We start from the raw sequence: 16,012 nt of genomic DNA, 5'->3' as shown, positions 1-16,012 counted from the left end.
CTCAGGCAATGGAACGTTGTGGTTGGCCCGAGTATTCACTCAGGGGACGGATCAGTGCGTTCGACGCCGCTTGTTCCATGATGTGTGCGGTCCAGCCCACGATGCGGGCCATCACGAAAAGCGGTGTGAAGACCGGGATGTCGAAACCCATGAGGTAGTAGGCCGGCCCGGTGGGGAAGTCGAGGTTCGGCTTGATCCTGGTGGCGGTGAACATCTCGCGCTCCAGCACGGTGTAGATGTCCAGCCACCGCTGGCCGCCGCGGGCTGCCACCACCCGGTCGAGCGCAGCCTTCATCGTCGGCACCCGAGAGTCACCGTTCTTGTAGACGCGGTGTCCGAAGCCCATCACCTTCTCTTTGCGAGACAACTTGCCGTGCAACCACTTCGGGGCGTTCGCGGCCGAGCCGATCTCCAGCATGTCGTGCATGACGGCCTCGTTGGCGCCGCCGTGCAGCGAGCCTTTGAGGGCGCCGATGGCGGCGGTCACCGCGCTGTAGATGTCCGACTGCGTGGAGGTCACCACCCGGGCGGCGAACGTGGACGCGTTGAAGCTGTGCTCGGCATACAGCACCATGGACTGGGAGAACGCGACGACGATCGCCGGTTCGGGGACCGATCCGAAGCACATGTTCAGGAAGTTCTCGGCGTATCCCAGCTGACTGTGCGGTTGGATGGGCGAAAGTCCTTGCCGTCGGCGGATATCGGCGGCGACGATCGTCGGCAGGACGGCGAACATGCGCAGTGACTTGGCGTAGTTGGCGGGAGTCGTGCTGTCGTCCTCTTCCGGATCCTCGGCGCCGAGGTAGCTGATCGCGGTGCGGACCACGTCCATCGGGTGGCAGCTCTCGGGCAGCTTGGCCAGCAGCGAGTACATCGACCGGTCGATCCGCCGGGACGCCCGCTCGCGCTGGCAGAACATCGCGAGTTCGTGTTCGGTCGGCAGCTCGCCGTGCCACAGCAGGTAGGCCACCTGCTCGAACGTGCAGTGCGTCGCCAGATCCTGTACCGGATAGCCCCGGTAGGTCAGGCTGTTGGTCTCGGGCACGACTTTGGAGATGGCGGTGGTGTCGACGACGACACCGGCCAGACCCTTGTGGATGTGGGGCGGTTGAGTGGTCATGATTTCACGTCCTGGAGGGTGAAATTGAAGATGTCGGAATCGAATTGGTTGTATTCGGCATAGCGCAGCAACTCGTACAGCCGGCTGCGGTGTTGCATCTGGCCGAGCAGGCCGGCCTGGGTTCCGGCGGTGTGGATTTCGCGCAGGCCCATCTCGACCGCGTGCATCGCCAGACGCAGCGTGGTGACCGGGTAGATCACCAGGTTGTAGCCGATGTCTGACAACCGCTGGGCCGTCACGAGTTCCGACTTGCCGAACTCGGTCATGTTGGCCAGCAGGGGAGTGTCGACCGCTGCCCGGAACTGCTCGAATTCCCTTGGGGTGGACAGTGCTTCGGTGAAGATCAGGTCGGCGCCGGCATCGGCGTAGGCCTTGGCCCGGTCGATGGCCGCGGCGATGCCCTCGATTCCGGCGGCATCAGTGCGCGCACAGATGACGAAGTTGGGGTCCCGGCGAGCGGCGACCGCGGCACGCAGTCGCTTGATCATCTCGGTGGCCGGCACGACTGCCTTACCGTCGAGGTGGCCACAGCGCTTGGGGTTCACCTGGTCCTCCAGATGGCAGCCGGCCAGCCCGGCATCCTCCAGGATCGTGATGGTGCGTGCGGCGCTCATCGGCTCGCCGAAGCCGGTGTCGGCGTCCACCAGGGTGGGCAGGTCGGTGGCCGCGGCGATCTGGGCGCTGCGGGCGGCCACCTCGGTCAAGGTGGTCAGCCCGATATCGGGCAGGCCCAGGTCGGCCGACAGCACCGCGCCCGAGACGTAGACCCCCTCGAAGCCGATCTCTGACACCAGCTTCGCCACCAGTGGCGAGAATGCGCCCGGATAGCGTTGCAGCCGGCCGGAATTCAGTGCCGTCCGCAACGCCACCCGCTTGTCGGCGGCCGAGACCCGCGAGCCGAGCAGGCCGGCGCTCATCGGAAAATCCCCGACGGGATCGTGGGCGCCTTGTCCAGCACGACCTGGTCGACGCGCACGTTGAGGGCGCCGAGGCTGCCCGGCTTCATGGCCGCAAGGCCGTCGACCACGGCCAGGAACCGGTCCTGCTCGGCAGGGGCGACGACGCCTTCGGCGAGCGTGGTGAACTTGTCGCGGTACTGCTCACGCCCGAACGGACGCGCGCCGAGCGGGTGCGCGTCGGCCACGGCCAGCTCGTCGACGATCACCTCGCCGCTCTTGAGCGTCACCACGGCCCGGGCGCCGAACGCCTTCTCCGCCGGGTCATTCGAGTGGTAGCGGCGGGTCCACTCCGGGTCCTCGACGGTCGAGATCTTGTGCCACAGCTCGATGGTGTCCGGCCGGCGGGCGCGCTCGGGCGCGTACGACCGTTCGTGGTGCCACTCACCGTCCTGCAGTGCGACCGCGAAGATGTACATCACCGAGTGATCCAGGGTTTCCCGTGTTGCATCCGGGTCGAACTTTTGCGGATCGTTCGAGCCGGTGCCGATCACGACGTGCGTGTGGTGACTGGTGTGCAGCACGATGGTGGCGATCTGGTCGACATCGCCGATCCGCGAACGCATCCGGCGCGCCAGGTCGATGGGGGCCTGGCTCTGGTACTCGGCGCTGTGTTCCTTGGTGTAGCTGTCCAGGATGGCCAGCTTGGGTTCACCGGGGCCGGGCAGCGGCACCCGATAGGTGTGCTCGGGCCCGGACAACAGCCAGGCGATGACGCCGTCCTCGCCTTCCCAGATGGGGGCGGGGGAGCCTTCACCGCGCATGGCACGGTCCACGGCCTCGATCGCGACCTTGCCGGCCAGCGCTGGGGCGTAGGCCTTCCAGCTGGAGATCAGACCCTTGCGGGACTGGCGGGTGGCGGTGGTGAGGTGCAGCGCCTGGCCGACCGCGGCATAGATGGTCTCGGGGTCCAGCCGGAGCATGGTGCCGAGGCCGGCGGCGACGGACGGGCCGAGGTGCGCGACGTGGTCGATCTTGTGTTCGTGCAGGCAGATTCCGCGGACCAGGTCCATCTGCACCTCGTATGCGGTGGCGATGCCGCGGATCAGGTCGGCGCCGCGGACGTCGAGCTGCTGGGCCACCGCGACCAGGGCCGGGATGTTGTCCCCCGGGTGCGAGTACTCGGCGGCCAGGAAGGTGTCGTGGAAGTCGAGTTCGCGGACGGCCACCCCGTTGGCCCAGGCGGCCCACTCGGGCGAGTAGGTGCCGTCGATGCCGAATACCGTGGCACCGCGCGGCGTGCGGTGCGCCTGTGCCTGGGTCCGGGCGACGGTGACGGGACGCCGGATCACCGATGCGGCCGAGACCGCGGCGTTGTCGATGATCCGGTTGACGACCATCGCCTCGACTTCGGGCGTCACGTCGACCGGATCGGCGGCCACCTCCGCGATCTTCCACGCCAGGTGTTCCGAGCGGGGGAATTCCTCCGCGCTGCGTCGGGTGCGTACCTCGTGTGTCTGCATGATTCGCACGCTACGCAGCTGATCGCGAGCCGGAAAGACCCTGTATTTGCGTAATTTTGCGTCCTTGGTGGTTGTAGTTTGCGAACTTTGTGTAAGCCGCGGGGGTTAGGCTCGCGGCAGTGGCAAAGACATTCGTGGGCGCCCGTCTGCGACGGCTGCGCGAGGAACAGGGCCTGACGCAGGTCGCGCTGGCGCGCGTCCTGGGTTTGTCGACGAGCTACGTCAACCAGCTGGAGAACGACCAGCGCCCGGTGACGGTACCGGTGCTGCTCACCTTGGCGGAGCGCTTCGATCTGCCGACCAACTACTTCGCGCCCGAATCGGACGCGCGGCTGGTTTCCGACCTGCGCGAGATCCTCGCCGACACCTCGGCGACGGCCGGCCAGATCGAGGAACTGGTGGCGAGAATGCCGGCGGTCGGTCAGATGCTGGTCAGCATGAACCGCCGATTGTTCGATGCCACAACCGAACTCGACGCCATGCACACCCGCGCCACCGTCGACGCGTCGGCGCCGTTGCCGCAGCCGATGCCGTTCGAAGAAGTCCGGGACTTCTTCTACGACCGGAAGAACCACGTCGGTGAACTGGACGCCGCGGCCGAATCGTTGTTCGGCCGGTTCGCTATGCGGCTCGGCGGTTTGGATGCCCAACTGGCCGACTTGCTGACCGCAGAGCTCGGCATCAGTGTGGTCATCGACGACGGGGAGGTGTTGGGGCCCAATGCCAAACGCTTGTACCGCGAGGACGTCGGCGTTCTCTACGTGGCCCGGTGGCTGCACCCGGGGCAGCGCGCATTCCAGCTGGCCACCCAGCTGGCGCTGTTGATGTATGCCGACCTGATCGCGGCGCTGGTGGCCGCCGACGACCAACTGAGCGCCGAGGCAAGGGAAGTCGCGCAGATCGGGTTGGCGAACTACTTCGCCGGCGCGCTGTTGATGCCGTACCGGCTGTTCCTGGCGGCGGCCGAGGAACTGCGGTATGACATCGACCAGTTGGCGCGCCGGTTCGAGGTCGGATTCGAGACCGTATGCCATCGGCTCTCGACGCTGCAGCGCCCCGAAGCCAGGGGTGTGCCCTTCATCTTCGTGCGCACCGACAGCGCGGGCAACATCTCGAAACGTCAGTCCGCCACTGCCTTTCATTTCTCCCGGGTCGGTGGCAACTGCCCGTTGTGGGTGGTGCACCAGGCCTTCGCGAGACCCGGGGAGTTCATCACCCAGGTGGCGCAGATGCCCGACGGGCGGTCGTATTTCTGGATCGCGCGCACGACGACGTCGGCCCCAAGTCGGTTCCGGGGGCCGCGGAAGCGTTTCGCCATCGGTCTCGGTTGCGACCTGGCGCACGCCGACAAGTTGATCTATTCCGCCGGCATCGATCTGGCCGACCCTGAGGCCGCGATTCCGATCGGTGCGGGCTGCAAGATCTGTGACCGCCCTGCCTGCCCGCAGCGGGCCTTTCCCTACGTCGGTCGTCCCGTGCAGGTCGACCGGCACAGCAGCACCGATTTGCCCTACTCGTCTTCGGGCGGGCACACCTGAATTAATATCTGGGCACGTCAATATCCAGGCTTGCCGAACCGGTTGGTTCGGGATTACAGTCAGTTTCCGAACCAACTGACTTGGGAGGTCCCTGTGGACGTCGATACCGCCCGCGCTCGTTTCGCCGAACTGCGGGGCCAGGCTCATGTCGATCCGGCCGAGTTGGACGAAATCTGGGCCTCGCTGGAACCGGTCCGAGCCGTCGACATGGTCGGCAACTGGAAAGGCGACGAGTTCGACACCGGCCACAAGATGAACGGCCAACTGCAGGCGGCCCGGTGGTACGGCAAGATCTTCAAATCGATCAACGATGTCGAGCCCATCGTCTGCTACGACGAAGCGGGGCAACTGTTTTCGAACAGGGACCTCAGCCGTGGCGGCGCGACGTTGTGGGACATCGAGTTTCGCGGCGAGGTGACCGGGACCATGGTCTACGACGGGCAGCCGGTGTTCGACCACTTCAAGCGGGTCGACAGCGACACCCTCATGGGCATCATGAACGGCAAGCGGCAGCGCACCGACGACAAGCTGTTCTACTTCCTCCTCGAACGCGACCAGTGAGGTAGCTGGCTGTTACCCTGGCGGATGCTATGAGAGCAGCCGGACATGCGACACGCGAGCGCATCATGGCTGCCGCCAAAGCGGAGTTCTCCGCCCTCGGATTTGCCGGTGCCCGGCTGAATCGCATTGCCGCCGAAGCCAATGCCAGCAAGGAGCGGCTGTACAGCTACTTCCAGAGCAAGCAGAACCTGTTCGAGGCGGTCGTCGAGCAGTGGATTCAGGACGCGCCGTACGACGCGATCTTCAAACCCGACGACGTGCCGGCGTACGCTGTCGCGCTCTTCGACTACATGGTCGCGGACCCGGTCGGGGCGCGGTTGCAGCGCTGGATCGAGCTGGAGGCCGCCGACGGGATGTTCGGTGACCACGTGCTGCGCCGCATCTTCCAGTCCAAGCTGGACCGGATCGCCGAGGCCCAGCGGAGCGGAATCATCGACGCGTCGTGGCGGCCGATGGATCTGCTGGTGCTGCTCAACGACATGACCTATGCATTGGCCGCGGGCGGATTCGGTATCGACCGCATCGTCGATCAGCCGCTGTCGCCGGAAACCGCCGCCGTCCGGCGCGCCGCCGTCGCCGAGGCCGCGCGCCGGCTGGTTCAACAGCCCGCCGGTGACTGACGACCTGGCCGGGTTCGGCCCGTTCTTCGCCATTGTGCGGCAACAGGATTCGCCGATGCCGCCGTGGCGGCCGATGGCCGAGCTCGTCGACGATCCCGACGCGCTGACCGCGCGCGTGCACAAGGTCAGGTCGGCGCTGATGGGCAACGGCGAGCCCGAGATTCGCGTTGCCGCGTCCGTCGCGCACCTGGGGCTGGTGGCGCGGCTGATCGCGCCGATGATCGGCACCGCCGCTCTCGGGGAGCCGGTGTCGTGGTCATTGGCCGACCTGGCCTGGCAGGACCAGCTGGGCGGTCCCTATCCACTGGCGGTCTCCGCGCGGCCGGCCGGGGGCGCGCCCGCAGTGGAAGTACTCACGAACGCGTTCGGGCGATTCGGCGTCAGCCCGAAAGTGTTGTGGGGCAACGTCGGGTCGGCCGCCAACAGTGCGGCCCAGCAGATCGGCCGGACCCGGCCCGACTTGGCCGAGCAGGCACGACAAGCGGCCGACGCGGTGCTCGCGGACCCCCGAGTCGACGGGGGAGTGCTGCGCTCAGGGCCGGCATTTCGCCGAAACAGCTGTTGCCTGATCTACCAGCTGGCCGGCGACAGGGCGGCGTGCTGCGGCGACTGCGTGCTCACCGCACCGGGATCAGATCGAACGCCTGCTTGATGATGCTCAGCAGCCACTGCGCCGCCGTCTGACCTTTGAACGTCGGCCAGGTCAGCTGGAAGTTCACCACCCACGGCTGGCCGGTGTGGTCGACGGCGTACCAGCTGAAACCGAGGTCGCCCGGCAGATTGCCGCCCTTGGAGCCGAGGTACGGCCACTTGGCGCGGTCCAGGTCGATGCCGGCGACCTTCGACATGATGTCCCGGACCGGCGCGGCCGGCCCGACAGCGGCGGCCTGCACCGCGACGTGCTCGCGGCAGATGTCGGCGGCGCTGCCGTACCACTCGGCCCCGATGCTGGATGCCGGCGTCCGGGTGCGGTACGGGTCGGGCTCGTACGGCCGTGAACTCACCTGCTGCAACAGCGCCGTGCGCTGCGCCTTGTCGCCGTTCTTCCACTGGTCACGCACATCGGGCTTGCCCCAACCGATCGAGAACAGCTCGTGCATGGTCGGGTACGGCGTCAGACTCGCCGGGTCGTGGTGCCCGGCGACCACGAGTGCCTCGTCGACCGCGGCCGGGCCGACCTTGTTGATCAGCATGTCGGTGGCCATGTTGTCGCTGACCGAGATCATCTGCTGGGCCGCCTCGTGCACCGTCACCTGGGTACCCGGCGCCAGGTTGTCCATGCCGGCCGAACCGAGCTTCTTGCCTTCGGCGGTGACGGTGACCTTGTCGTCCCAGCTGAGGGTGCCGGCCGACACGGCCCGCGCAACGGCAAGCAGCACATAGATTTTCATGATCGACGCCAGCGGCATCGGCTCGTCGACGTTGGTGCCGGCGACCTTGACGCACTTGCCGTCGACGACCTTGGCGACCTGATACGAGTAGTGCGCGCCGGACTTCGCGATCGCCGCGTCGACGTCGGCCCAGGACTTGACGGTCGGCGGACGCAGCGAGACCTCCATGCGGTCGACGGTGCCCTTGCCGTCGACGTGCAGCTGGATGTCCTGGTTCACGCCGTAGGAGTTGGTGACGTGCAGTGTCGACTGTCCGGCGCCGATGTCGATGCCGGTGAGCTTGAACGGGCGGTCCCACCAGATCCACTTCATCCGGTAGGTGATGTCGTCGACCTGGTCGGGTGCGGCGAGCGTCTTCACCCCGGCCGGCTCGATGGACCAGTCCGAGTTGAGCATGTCCATCGTCTGCCTGGACCGCATGCCCTGCGGGGTGCTCATGTCGATCAGCGCGCCGTAGGCAGCGCTCGATGGCGGCGCGACGGCTGCGGGCGTGCTGCTACAGCCGCCTAAGACGACGATGACTGCGCCGGCCGTGGCGAGCGCAGCCCGGGTCTTATGCCTGCTGGCCGGAACCAGCAACGTCCAACACAACCTCGAATTCGAGAAGTGATGCTCCGGTGGCGACGGGATTCGCCCGCTGCCCGGCGTGGGCCTCGACGGCCGGGCCCGTGGCCCAGGCCTGGAACGCCTCGTCGGACTCCCACTGTGTCACCACGAAGTAGCGGTTCTCGCCCTTGACCGGGCGGAGCAGCTGGAACCCGAGGAAGCCGGGCTGGCCGTCCACTGCGTGAGCACGGTTCGCGAACCGCTTCTCCAATTCCGGGCCGGCGTTGGGCGGAACTTCGATCGCATTGATCTTCACCACAGGCATGTGGTTCAGGTTACCGCGCTAGTCGACAGGCAGGATGGGGCCATGACGACCGACCTGCTCACCGCCCGGGGCGGCACCGGCGAGCCGATTGTGCTGGTGCACGGATTGATGGGCCGCGGGACGACGTGGGACCGGCAGTTGCCGTGGTTGACGGAATTGGGCGAGGTCTACACGTACGACGCCCCGTGGCACCGCGGGCGTGGCGTCCACGATTCCGAGCCGATCAGCACCGAACGGTTCGTCGCTGACCTGGCCGACGCGGTCGGTTCGCTGGGGCGCCCGGCGCGGTTGATCGGGCACTCGATGGGTGGGCTGCACAGCTGGTGTGTGGCCGCCGAGCATCCGGAACTGGTCACCGCGCTGGTGGTCGAGGACATGGCAGCGGATTTCGTCGGCTTCACCATCGGTGCCTGGGATCCCTGGACACATTCGATTCCGGTCGAATTCGATTCGGCGCAACAGGTTTTGGATCTGTTCGGCCCGGTCGCCGGCCAGTACTTCCTGGACGCTTTCGATCGCACCGAGACCGGTTGGCGGCTGCATGGCGAGGCGGCGCACTGGGTGGCGATCGCCGCCGAGTGGGGCACCCGGGATTACTGGCAGCAGTGGACGGCAGTACGGGCGCCGACACTCCTCATCGAGGCCGGCAACGGGGTCGCGCCGCCGGGGCAGATGCGCAAGATGGCCGAGATCGGGCACCGGACAACGTATGTGGAAGTTCCCGGCGCCGGCCACCTCGTGCACGACGACGCACCCGAGGTCTACCGCCGCGCGGTCGAGGATTTTCTCGCGTCCGTCTGATCATTCGAACCGGGAACGTGCCGCGGCGAGGTCGTGCGCGACGCGGTCAAGGTCGCGGGAGTCTCCCACGTCGGTCCAGTTGACGTTGCCGAAACCGTTGCGCGCACCGGGATTTCGGGTGATGGCGCTCAACAGGGCGCCGAGTGCGAAGGGGGCGACCATGATCGCGACCATCGCGACGAGAGTCAGGATGGTGTTCATGCCGATAATTCTCGAATCCGGGGCAACCGAATAAACAGTGGCAGTTCGGACGGCAATCGATAAAATACTGCCATGATCAACAGTGTCTCGGTCCTGGTGATGGACGGAGTGGCGCCGTTCGAATTCGGCGTGGTGTGCGAGGTCTTCGGCATCGACCGGTCAGCCGACGGTGTGCCGAACTTCGATTTCAAGGTCTGCGGGCCGGTGGCCGGGCAGCCCGTACGGACGTCGGTCGGCGCCTCTTTGACCCCCGACCACGGCATCGACCAGCTGCTGGGGGCCGACCTGGTCGCCATTCCGGCCGTGGCAGGTCCGGTCTATCCGCAGGCGGCGCTGGATGCCATCCGCAATGCCGCGGACTCCGGTTCGATGATCCTGACCATCTGCTCAGGGGTGTTCGTCGCCGGCGCCGCGGGGCTGCTCGACGGCCGGGCGTGCACCACGCACTGGATGCATGCGGACAAGCTGGCTCGCATGTTTCCCACCGCCCGCGTCGACCGTGACGTGCTGTTCGTCGACGACGGAAATCTGATCACCAGCGCGGGAACCGCTGCCGGCATCGATGCCTGCCTACATCTGGTGCGCCGCGAGATGGGTAGCGAGATCACCAACAAGATCGCGCGCCGCATGGTGGTGCCACCGCAGCGCGACGGCGGACAGCGGCAGTTCATCGAGCAGCCGATCCCGGTCCGGTGCTCGGAAGGCTTTGCGCCGCATCTGGATTGGATTCTGACCAACCTGCGGCAGCCGCACACGGTGGCGAGCCTGGCCAAACGGGCGAGCATGTCGGGGCGCACGTTCGCGCGGCGGTTCGTCGAGGAGACCGGCCGGACGCCCATGCAATGGGTCACCGATCAGCGCGTGCTGTACGCCCGTCGGCTACTGGAGGAGACGGATCTCGATGTCGACCGGGTGGCGGACAAGGCCGGATTCGGTACCGCAACCTTGCTGCGGCACCATTTCCGGCGCGTCGTCGGCGTCAACCCGTCCGACTACCGGCGGCGCTTCGCCTGTCCCAATCTGGTTGCGCCGCAAGCGCGTTGACTAGCCCTGCGGCCGGCACTGCACGTTGACGTACACGGTGTCGAACTGACCGGAGTTGATGCGCTGGCCCCGGCCGTCGATGTTGGAGCCGGTCAGCCCGTGCACATCGGTCACCGAGCACGCCGACAGCGGGCCGGAAGTGCTGGTGTTGACCTGGACGTGATAGCCGCGGGACTGCAGCTCGTTGATGGTGTCGACGGCCGAGCCGCCGCCGGTCGGCAGCGCGGAGGCCGTGGCCGGGGCGAGTGCCGCGGCAGCGATTGCGGCTGCGGCGGCTCCGACGATGACGAGGCCGCGTCGATTGTTGTTTGCTTTCTGTTCACCTGAAATTCGGTATGCGGTCATGCTTCCGTTCTATCGGAGCATCACCGCATGTGGTACTGACTCATGCCGTTCTCATTGGAAAGCAGGCGGTTTCATGCCGTTCTCATTGAAACGGGGTTTTTAGCGCTCGCCCTCACCCGCGAGTGCGTACCGGTCATCGGCGGTCTGCTCGACCAGGCCGTCGACCAGCAGTGAGTCCAGGGCTCGGTCGCGCTGCGCGGTATCGGTGAGCCACGCCACATCCAACTGCGCCCGCGTCACCGGAGTTGCGCTGCCGCGCAACACATCCAGCAGCCGACCCCGGACCTGGCGATCGGTCCCGGCGTATTTCTGCACGGGACGCGTCGGCGCGTCCAGCTCCGGATGGCCGGCGCTGCGCCACGCGCAGACGGTCAACGGGCAGACGCCGCATTTCGGTGTGCGGGCGGTGCAGACGATGGCGCCCAGTTCCATCAACGCGGCCGAAAACACATGTGCCGTGCCATCTTCGGGCAGGAGCGCGGCGACGTCGTCGAGGTCACGCGAGCGTGCGGGCGTGTCGGCCACACCGCGAACCGCGCGTGCCACCACGCGGCGCACGTTGGTGTCGACCACGGGGACGTCCTGCTGATACGCGAAGCAGGCGACGGCCCGCGCGGTGTAGGCGCCGACGCCCGGCAGTGTCAGCAGCGTCTCGACGTCGCGGGGTACCTCGTCGCCGTGTTCGGTGGCGATGACCTCGGCGCATTCGTGCAACCGCTTGGCGCGCCGCGGATAGCCCAGCTTGCCCCACGCGCGCAGCACGTCAGCGGCCCCGGCCGCCGCGGTCGCGGACGGCGTGGGCCAGCGGGCGATCCAGTCCCGCCAGATCGGTTCGACCCGCGACACCGGGGTCTGCTGCAGCATGAACTCGCTGACCAGAATTTGCCATGCGGTGACATCCGGGGCCCGCCACGGCAAGTCGCGCTGCGCCGTGCGGTACCAGCCCAGGAGCTCGTCGGCGGGTATGAGAATTTGCCCTGAACTCATTGCGCGTCCGCTATGCGTGCAGGGCACAATGGGCGGCATGCCCAACTCGAACCCGATAAGCGCGTGGAAAGCACTGAGAGAGGGTAACGAGCGATTCGTTGCCGGTGAGTCGCTGCACCCCAGCCAGAGCATCGAGCGCCGTGCCGAACTGGCCGGCGGGCAGAAGCCGACGGCCGTCCTCTTCGGTTGCGCGGACAGCCGCGTCGCCGCCGAGATCATCTTCGACCAGGGTCTCGGCGACATGTTCGTCGTGCGTACCGCCGGTCACGTCCTCGACTCCGCGGTGATCGGCTCGATCGAGTACGCCGTGGCCGTTCTGGAAGTGCCGCTGATCGTCGTGCTCGGCCACGACAGCTGCGGTGCGGTCAAGGCCACCATCACGGCTCTCGACGACGGCGCGGTGCCGGGCGGGTTTGTGCGGGACATCGTCGAGCGCGTGACGCCGTCGATCCTCGTCGGCCGCCGCGAAGGACTCTCCGAGGTCGACGAGCTCGAGGCCAAGCACGTCAACGAGACGGTGCGCCTGCTGAGCGGGCGGTCGAACATCATCGCCGAGCGTCTGGCGTCGGGCAAGGTCGCCATCGTCGGCGCCACCTATCACTTGGCCGAGGGTCGGATCACCAAGCGCGACCACGTCGGCGATATCGGCGAATAGTCGGCGGAACTGGGGTGGCGAATACCACCCCAGTTCACAGACGACACGCCGGACCAGGTCAGAGCCCACCGCGTTTTGTGCCCTTACCGTGACAATGTGCCGGATCTAGAACCGCATGGCCCGCTGCCATCCCAGATCTATTTCCGTCGTCGGATGCTGGCGATCGGTGTCGCCGCAGTCGTCCTGCTCCTGGTTGTGATCATCGGGGTCGTCGTCTTCAGCAACAGCACGGGCGATTCCAAGGATGCTCAGCCCACCGCGAAGACGTCGACGTCCGCGACGCCGCTTCCGGGCGAAACACCCGGGGTGAAGAGTCCGATCGCGCCGCCGCCGAACGCGGCTCCGGCCCCGACGCCCACCCCGACCACCGCGGTCACGCCGCCGCCGGTGCTCAAGGCGGGCGACGACTGCCCGGACAGCACACTGGCCGCCAAGGGCATCACCAACCAGCCGACCTACGTGATCGGCGACCAGCCGAAGTTCACGATGGTGGTCACCAACATCGGCCTCGTCGAGTGCAAGCGTGACGTCGGTGCCGCGGTGCTGGCCGCCTACGTCTACTCACTGGACAACAACCGGCTGTGGTCCAACCTGGACTGCGCCCCGTCGAACGAGACCCTGGTCCGCGGCTTCAAGCCCGGCGAGCAGGTGACCACCGAGGTCACCTGGACCGGCATGGGCTCGGCGCCCAACTGCCCGCTGCCGCGTCAGGCGATCGGGCCGGGCACCTACAACCTGGTCGTCCAGCTGGGCAACCTGCGATCGGCCCCCGTGCCGTTCGTGTTGTCCGAGGCGCAGCAGCCCGGCGCGGGTGCACCGCCGGCGGGCGAGGCACCGCCCCCGGCGCCGGCGGCCCCGGCGCCCGGCGAGCCGACGCTGCCCGGCCCGGCCAACTGATCTCAGGCCAGCCGGTCTGCGATCGTCGACTCGGCGAGCAGCGACAAACCCTCACGGATGTGGCGGGCCCACATGGACCCGATGCCCTCCACCGACTGCAGGTCGTCGGCGCTCGCGGCGAGCAGGCCCTGTAGCGATCCGAACGACCGCACCAACAGGTCGACGTGTGCGAACTGCAGGCGCGGGATGCCGGCCATCGCCCGGTAGCCGCGCGAGCTCATCGCCGAATCCTGCGCCTCGGGCGTCGACGGATAACCGAAAACCCTTGCCAGCGTGGTGAAGTCGAGTAGCTCGTTGTCGCTCAGTGCGTCGAGCTCCTCGAGCGTCGCCGTCACCTGGTCGGCGGTCGGCGGGTCGGGGTTGGCGTGGTAGTCACGCACGATCAGTTCGCGGGCGGCGTCGTTGTCGCCGACGAGTTCGTCGAGCTGCAGCTTGAGCTGGCGGCCGTCGGTACCGAGCTCGACGACGTCGGCGTCGATCTCCAGGCTGATCCGGCGGACCATCTCCATGCGCTGCACGACGGTCATGACGTCGCGCAGCGTCACGAAGTCCTCGATCTCGGCCATCGACAGCTGCTTGCTGACCTCGTCGAGCCGGAACTTGTAGCGCTCCAGCGTGGCGATGGTCTGGTTCGCGCGCGACAGGATGGTCGCCGATTCCGGAACGACGTGCCGCTCCCCGGCGACGTACACCGTGACGATGCTCATCGAGTGGCTGACGGACACCACCGGGAAGCCGGTCTGGATGGCCGCGCGCTCGGCCGAGCGGTGCCGGGTACCGGATTCGTCGGTCGGGATGGACGGGTCGGGCACGAGCTGCACGTTGGCCCGCAGGATGCGGGTGAGGTCGCTGGAGAGCACGACGGCGCCGTCCATCTTCGACAGCTCCCGCAGCCGGGTCGGCGCGAACCGGACGTCGAGGGGGAAGCCGCCGTCGCAGATGGCCTCCACGCTGTCGTCGTAGCCCAGCACGATCAGCCCGCCGGTACGGCCGCGCAGGATGCGCTCGAGGCCGTCCCGCAGCGGCGTGCCGGGCGCCAGCTTGCCCAACGTCTCGCGCAGTGTCGGTCGGGCCAGATGCACGACGTTGCCGCGCCCGGCCCGGGTTCCCGCTTTCACCGACATCGGTGCACTCCTCGGTGGTTTTCCGGCCGGGCTCTACCCGGTCCGGTCCACATTCTCTGTGATCTTGCGTAACACCCGCAACGCCGCGGTGATGTTGTCGGCCGGCAGCACCCGAAGCCCGCGCGGCGGTGACTCGATTCCGGTGGGCACCACGGCCGTGGTGAAGCCGAGGCGGGCGGCCTCGGCGAGCCGGCGGTCCATGCCGGTGACCCGGCGCAGATCACCCGCCAGGCCCACCTCGCCGATGGCGATCGCGGTGGCCGGCAGTGGCAGGTCGGTGTACGCCGACGCGATGGCCAGCGCGACCGCCAGATCGGACGACGGATCGGTCAGCCGCATGCCGCCCACCGTGGACAGGTAGATGTCGTTGGTGCCGACGGGAAGCCGCGCCCGCTTCTCGAGCACCGCGGTGATCATGGCCGCGCGGGCCGAGTCGATACCGCTGACCGCGCGGCGCGGCGAACCCGCTGACGGCGAGCCGATCAGCGCCTGCACCTCGCCGATGAGTGGCCGCTTGCCGTCGAGGCTGACGGTCACCGCGGTGCCGGACACCGGGGCCGGCCGCTGGTCGAGGAACAGCCCAGACGGGTCGGCAACGCATTCGATTCCGTTGTCGTGCAACATGAAACAGCCGACCTCGTCGGCCGCGCCGAAGCGGTTCTTGACGCCGCGGACCATGCGCAGTGCCGACGCGCGGTCGCCCTCGAAGTGCAGCACGACGTCCACGAGGTGCTCCAGTGAGCGCGGCCCGGCGATGGCGCCGTCCTTCGTGACGTGGCCGACCAGAACCATCGCGATGCCCGTCGTCTTGGCCGCCATGGTGAGGGCAGTGGTGACGGCCCGGACCTGTGTCACGCCGCCGGTGACGCCGTCGGCCTCGGCGGTGGACATGGTCTGCACCGAATCCACCACCACGAGGGTGGGCTGGACTGCCTCGATGTGGCCGAGCGCGGTCTGCAGATCGGATTCGGCGGCCAGGTAGACGTCGTCGTGCGTGCAGCCGGTGCGCTCGGCGCGCAGCCGGATCTGCCCGGCGGACTCCTCGCCCGACAGATAGAGCGCACGCCGCCCGGACATGGCCCAGCGGTGCGCGACCTCGAGCAGCAGTGTCGACTTGCCGACGCCGGGATCACCGGCCAGCAGCGTCACCGAACCCGGTACGACACCACCGCCCAGCACGCGGTCCAGTTCGCTGATCCCGGTGTGGAAATGCCTGGTCGTGCCCGGATCGATCGAGCTGATCGGTACTGCGGGCGACGCCGGCGCGACGGCGCGATGCGTCGCGGGCGTCAGCGTGCTCAGTACGGCGACTTCGTTGACCGTGCCCCAGGTGCCGCAGTCCGGGCAGCGGCCCACCCATTTCGCCGTGGTGTGCTGGCACTCCGAGCAGCGGAACTGCGAACGTACTTTCGAACCGGTTCTGGCCATGCCGCGAACT

General features: G+C 67.6%; 18 protein-coding genes. 8 read left to right on the top strand and 10 right to left on the bottom strand.

What is annotated here, in order from left to right:
* Position 1 precedes the first annotated feature (1 nt).
* Genes ACZ5IQ_RS26085 through prpD form a run of 3 tightly spaced genes read right to left on the bottom strand, consistent with a single transcriptional unit; the run spans position 2 to position 3,539 of the window.
* Positions 2 to 1,120 (bottom strand): bifunctional 2-methylcitrate synthase/citrate synthase, encoded by a 1,119-nt coding sequence (locus ACZ5IQ_RS26085; protein WP_212807282.1) that lies wholly within the window; start codon positions 1,118 to 1,120, stop codon positions 2 to 4.
* Positions 1,117 to 2,037, bottom strand: a complete 921-nt coding sequence (gene prpB, locus ACZ5IQ_RS26080; protein ID WP_212807281.1) for a methylisocitrate lyase — start codon at positions 2,035 to 2,037, stop codon at positions 1,117 to 1,119. Before prpB ends, ACZ5IQ_RS26085 begins: the two co-directional genes overlap by 4 nt.
* Positions 2,034 to 3,539, bottom strand: a complete 1,506-nt coding sequence (gene prpD / locus ACZ5IQ_RS26075) for a 2-methylcitrate dehydratase PrpD (protein WP_212807280.1) — start codon at positions 3,537 to 3,539, stop codon at positions 2,034 to 2,036. Before prpD ends, prpB begins: the two co-directional genes overlap by 4 nt.
* Before the next feature lie 119 nt (positions 3,540 to 3,658).
* Between prpD and ACZ5IQ_RS26070 the strand changes: the two genes are divergently transcribed.
* The 4 genes from ACZ5IQ_RS26070 (at position 3,659) to ACZ5IQ_RS26055 (ending at position 6,910) form a co-directional block, all read left to right on the top strand.
* Complete coding sequence (locus tag ACZ5IQ_RS26070; protein ID WP_135356473.1) at positions 3,659 to 5,077, top strand: short-chain fatty acyl-CoA regulator family protein; 1,419 nt, start codon at positions 3,659 to 3,661, stop codon at positions 5,075 to 5,077.
* A gap of 93 nt (positions 5,078 to 5,170) precedes the next feature.
* A complete protein-coding gene (locus ACZ5IQ_RS26065; RefSeq protein ID WP_135356474.1) occupies positions 5,171 to 5,638 on the top strand; it encodes a DUF4334 domain-containing protein in 468 nt (155 codons plus the stop codon).
* A 65-nt stretch (positions 5,639 to 5,703) separates the two neighbouring features.
* Positions 5,704 to 6,258 (top strand): TetR/AcrR family transcriptional regulator, encoded by a 555-nt coding sequence (locus tag ACZ5IQ_RS26060; protein ID WP_135356475.1) that lies wholly within the window; start codon positions 5,704 to 5,706, stop codon positions 6,256 to 6,258.
* A 55-nt stretch (positions 6,259 to 6,313) separates the two neighbouring features.
* Entirely contained in the window at positions 6,314 to 6,910 is a 597-nt protein-coding gene (locus ACZ5IQ_RS26055; RefSeq protein WP_167837992.1) for a (2Fe-2S)-binding protein, read from the top strand.
* Here the strand turns inward: ACZ5IQ_RS26055 and ACZ5IQ_RS26050 are convergent.
* Entirely contained in the window at positions 6,876 to 8,240 is a 1,365-nt protein-coding gene (locus tag ACZ5IQ_RS26050) for a serine hydrolase (RefSeq protein WP_371824493.1), read from the bottom strand. The two genes, ACZ5IQ_RS26055 and ACZ5IQ_RS26050, sit on opposite strands and share 35 nt — an antisense overlap.
* A complete protein-coding gene (gene mhuD / locus ACZ5IQ_RS26045) occupies positions 8,203 to 8,520 on the bottom strand; it encodes a mycobilin-forming heme oxygenase MhuD (RefSeq protein ID WP_020100898.1) in 318 nt (105 codons plus the stop codon). The genes ACZ5IQ_RS26050 and mhuD overlap by 38 nt, the downstream gene beginning before the upstream one ends.
* Positions 8,521 to 8,562: 42 nt before the next feature.
* Between mhuD and ACZ5IQ_RS26040 the strand changes: the two genes are divergently transcribed.
* Positions 8,563 to 9,321, top strand: a complete 759-nt coding sequence (locus ACZ5IQ_RS26040; RefSeq protein WP_135356476.1) for an alpha/beta fold hydrolase — start codon at positions 8,563 to 8,565, stop codon at positions 9,319 to 9,321.
* Here ACZ5IQ_RS26040 and ACZ5IQ_RS26035 read toward each other — a convergent pair whose 3' ends face one another.
* A complete protein-coding gene (locus ACZ5IQ_RS26035; protein WP_135356477.1) occupies positions 9,322 to 9,522 on the bottom strand; it encodes a hypothetical protein in 201 nt (66 codons plus the stop codon). It abuts the gene before it with no gap.
* Between the two features lie 72 nt (positions 9,523 to 9,594).
* On the opposite strand from ACZ5IQ_RS26035, the gene ACZ5IQ_RS26030 reads away from it, so the two are divergent.
* Positions 9,595 to 10,566, top strand: coding sequence for a GlxA family transcriptional regulator (locus ACZ5IQ_RS26030; protein ID WP_135356478.1), 972 nt, complete (start codon positions 9,595 to 9,597; stop codon positions 10,564 to 10,566).
* On the opposite strand, the gene ACZ5IQ_RS26025 is transcribed toward ACZ5IQ_RS26030, so the two are convergent.
* Both ACZ5IQ_RS26025 and ACZ5IQ_RS26020 read right to left on the bottom strand, forming a co-directional pair.
* Positions 10,567 to 10,911 (bottom strand): hypothetical protein, encoded by a 345-nt coding sequence (locus ACZ5IQ_RS26025; RefSeq protein ID WP_135356479.1) that lies wholly within the window; start codon positions 10,909 to 10,911, stop codon positions 10,567 to 10,569.
* 99 nt (positions 10,912 to 11,010) lie between these two features.
* Entirely contained in the window at positions 11,011 to 11,898 is an 888-nt protein-coding gene (locus ACZ5IQ_RS26020) for an HhH-GPD family protein (protein ID WP_135356480.1), read from the bottom strand.
* Positions 11,899 to 11,935: 37 nt separating this feature from the next.
* On the opposite strand from ACZ5IQ_RS26020, the gene ACZ5IQ_RS26015 reads away from it, so the two are divergent.
* Positions 11,936 to 12,553 (top strand): carbonic anhydrase, encoded by a 618-nt coding sequence (locus ACZ5IQ_RS26015; protein WP_135356481.1) that lies wholly within the window; start codon positions 11,936 to 11,938, stop codon positions 12,551 to 12,553.
* Between the two features lie 153 nt (positions 12,554 to 12,706).
* Positions 12,707 to 13,450 carry a hypothetical protein gene (locus ACZ5IQ_RS26010; RefSeq protein WP_135356528.1) on the top strand — a complete coding sequence of 248 codons (744 nt, stop codon included), beginning with the start codon at positions 12,707 to 12,709 and terminating at the stop codon, positions 13,448 to 13,450.
* Positions 13,451 to 13,452: 2 nt separating this feature from the next.
* Here the strand turns inward: ACZ5IQ_RS26010 and disA are convergent, their stop codons facing one another.
* Together disA and radA are read right to left on the bottom strand one after the other, a co-directional pair.
* The gene (disA, locus tag ACZ5IQ_RS26005) at positions 13,453 to 14,532 is read right to left on the bottom strand and encodes a DNA integrity scanning diadenylate cyclase DisA (protein ID WP_346415104.1); all 1,080 of its coding nucleotides are present in this window, start codon (positions 14,530 to 14,532) and stop codon (positions 13,453 to 13,455) included.
* Positions 14,533 to 14,607: 75 nt separating this feature from the next.
* A complete protein-coding gene (gene radA, locus ACZ5IQ_RS26000; protein WP_135356482.1) occupies positions 14,608 to 16,002 on the bottom strand; it encodes a DNA repair protein RadA in 1,395 nt (464 codons plus the stop codon).
* Positions 16,003 to 16,012: the final 10 nt, after the last annotated feature.

Source organism: Mycobacterium toneyamaense (assembly GCF_055384815.1).
Note: the sequence above shows the minus strand (reverse complement) of the source record. Positions and strands in the feature narration are given on the sequence as shown.

Bases quoted from the DNA above. Each gene is read 5' to 3' on its own strand.
- ACZ5IQ_RS26010 (WP_135356528.1), top strand. From the start codon at position 12,707: ATGCTGGCGATCGGTGTCGCCGCAGTCGTCCTGCTCCTGGTTGTGATC.
- ACZ5IQ_RS26035 (WP_135356477.1), bottom strand. From the start codon at position 9,522: ATGAACACCATCCTGACTCTCGTCGCGATGGTCGCGATCATGGTCGCC.
- ACZ5IQ_RS26055 (WP_167837992.1), top strand. From the start codon at position 6,314: ATGCCGCCGTGGCGGCCGATGGCCGAGCTCGTCGACGATCCCGACGCG.
- ACZ5IQ_RS26040 (WP_135356476.1), top strand. From the start codon at position 8,563: ATGACGACCGACCTGCTCACCGCCCGGGGCGGCACCGGCGAGCCGATT.
- prpD (WP_212807280.1), bottom strand. From the start codon at position 3,539: ATGCAGACACACGAGGTACGCACCCGACGCAGCGCGGAGGAATTCCCC.
- mhuD (WP_020100898.1), bottom strand. From the start codon at position 8,520: ATGCCTGTGGTGAAGATCAATGCGATCGAAGTTCCGCCCAACGCCGGC.
- ACZ5IQ_RS26015 (WP_135356481.1), top strand. From the start codon at position 11,936: ATGCCCAACTCGAACCCGATAAGCGCGTGGAAAGCACTGAGAGAGGGT.
- ACZ5IQ_RS26020 (WP_135356480.1), bottom strand. From the start codon at position 11,898: ATGAGTTCAGGGCAAATTCTCATACCCGCCGACGAGCTCCTGGGCTGG.
- prpB (WP_212807281.1), bottom strand. From the start codon at position 2,037: ATGAGCGCCGGCCTGCTCGGCTCGCGGGTCTCGGCCGCCGACAAGCGG.
- ACZ5IQ_RS26085 (WP_212807282.1), bottom strand. From the start codon at position 1,120: ATGACCACTCAACCGCCCCACATCCACAAGGGTCTGGCCGGTGTCGTC.
- radA (WP_135356482.1), bottom strand. From the start codon at position 16,002: ATGGCCAGAACCGGTTCGAAAGTACGTTCGCAGTTCCGCTGCTCGGAG.
- ACZ5IQ_RS26030 (WP_135356478.1), top strand. From the start codon at position 9,595: ATGATCAACAGTGTCTCGGTCCTGGTGATGGACGGAGTGGCGCCGTTC.
- ACZ5IQ_RS26025 (WP_135356479.1), bottom strand. From the start codon at position 10,911: ATGACCGCATACCGAATTTCAGGTGAACAGAAAGCAAACAACAATCGA.
- ACZ5IQ_RS26060 (WP_135356475.1), top strand. From the start codon at position 5,704: ATGGCTGCCGCCAAAGCGGAGTTCTCCGCCCTCGGATTTGCCGGTGCC.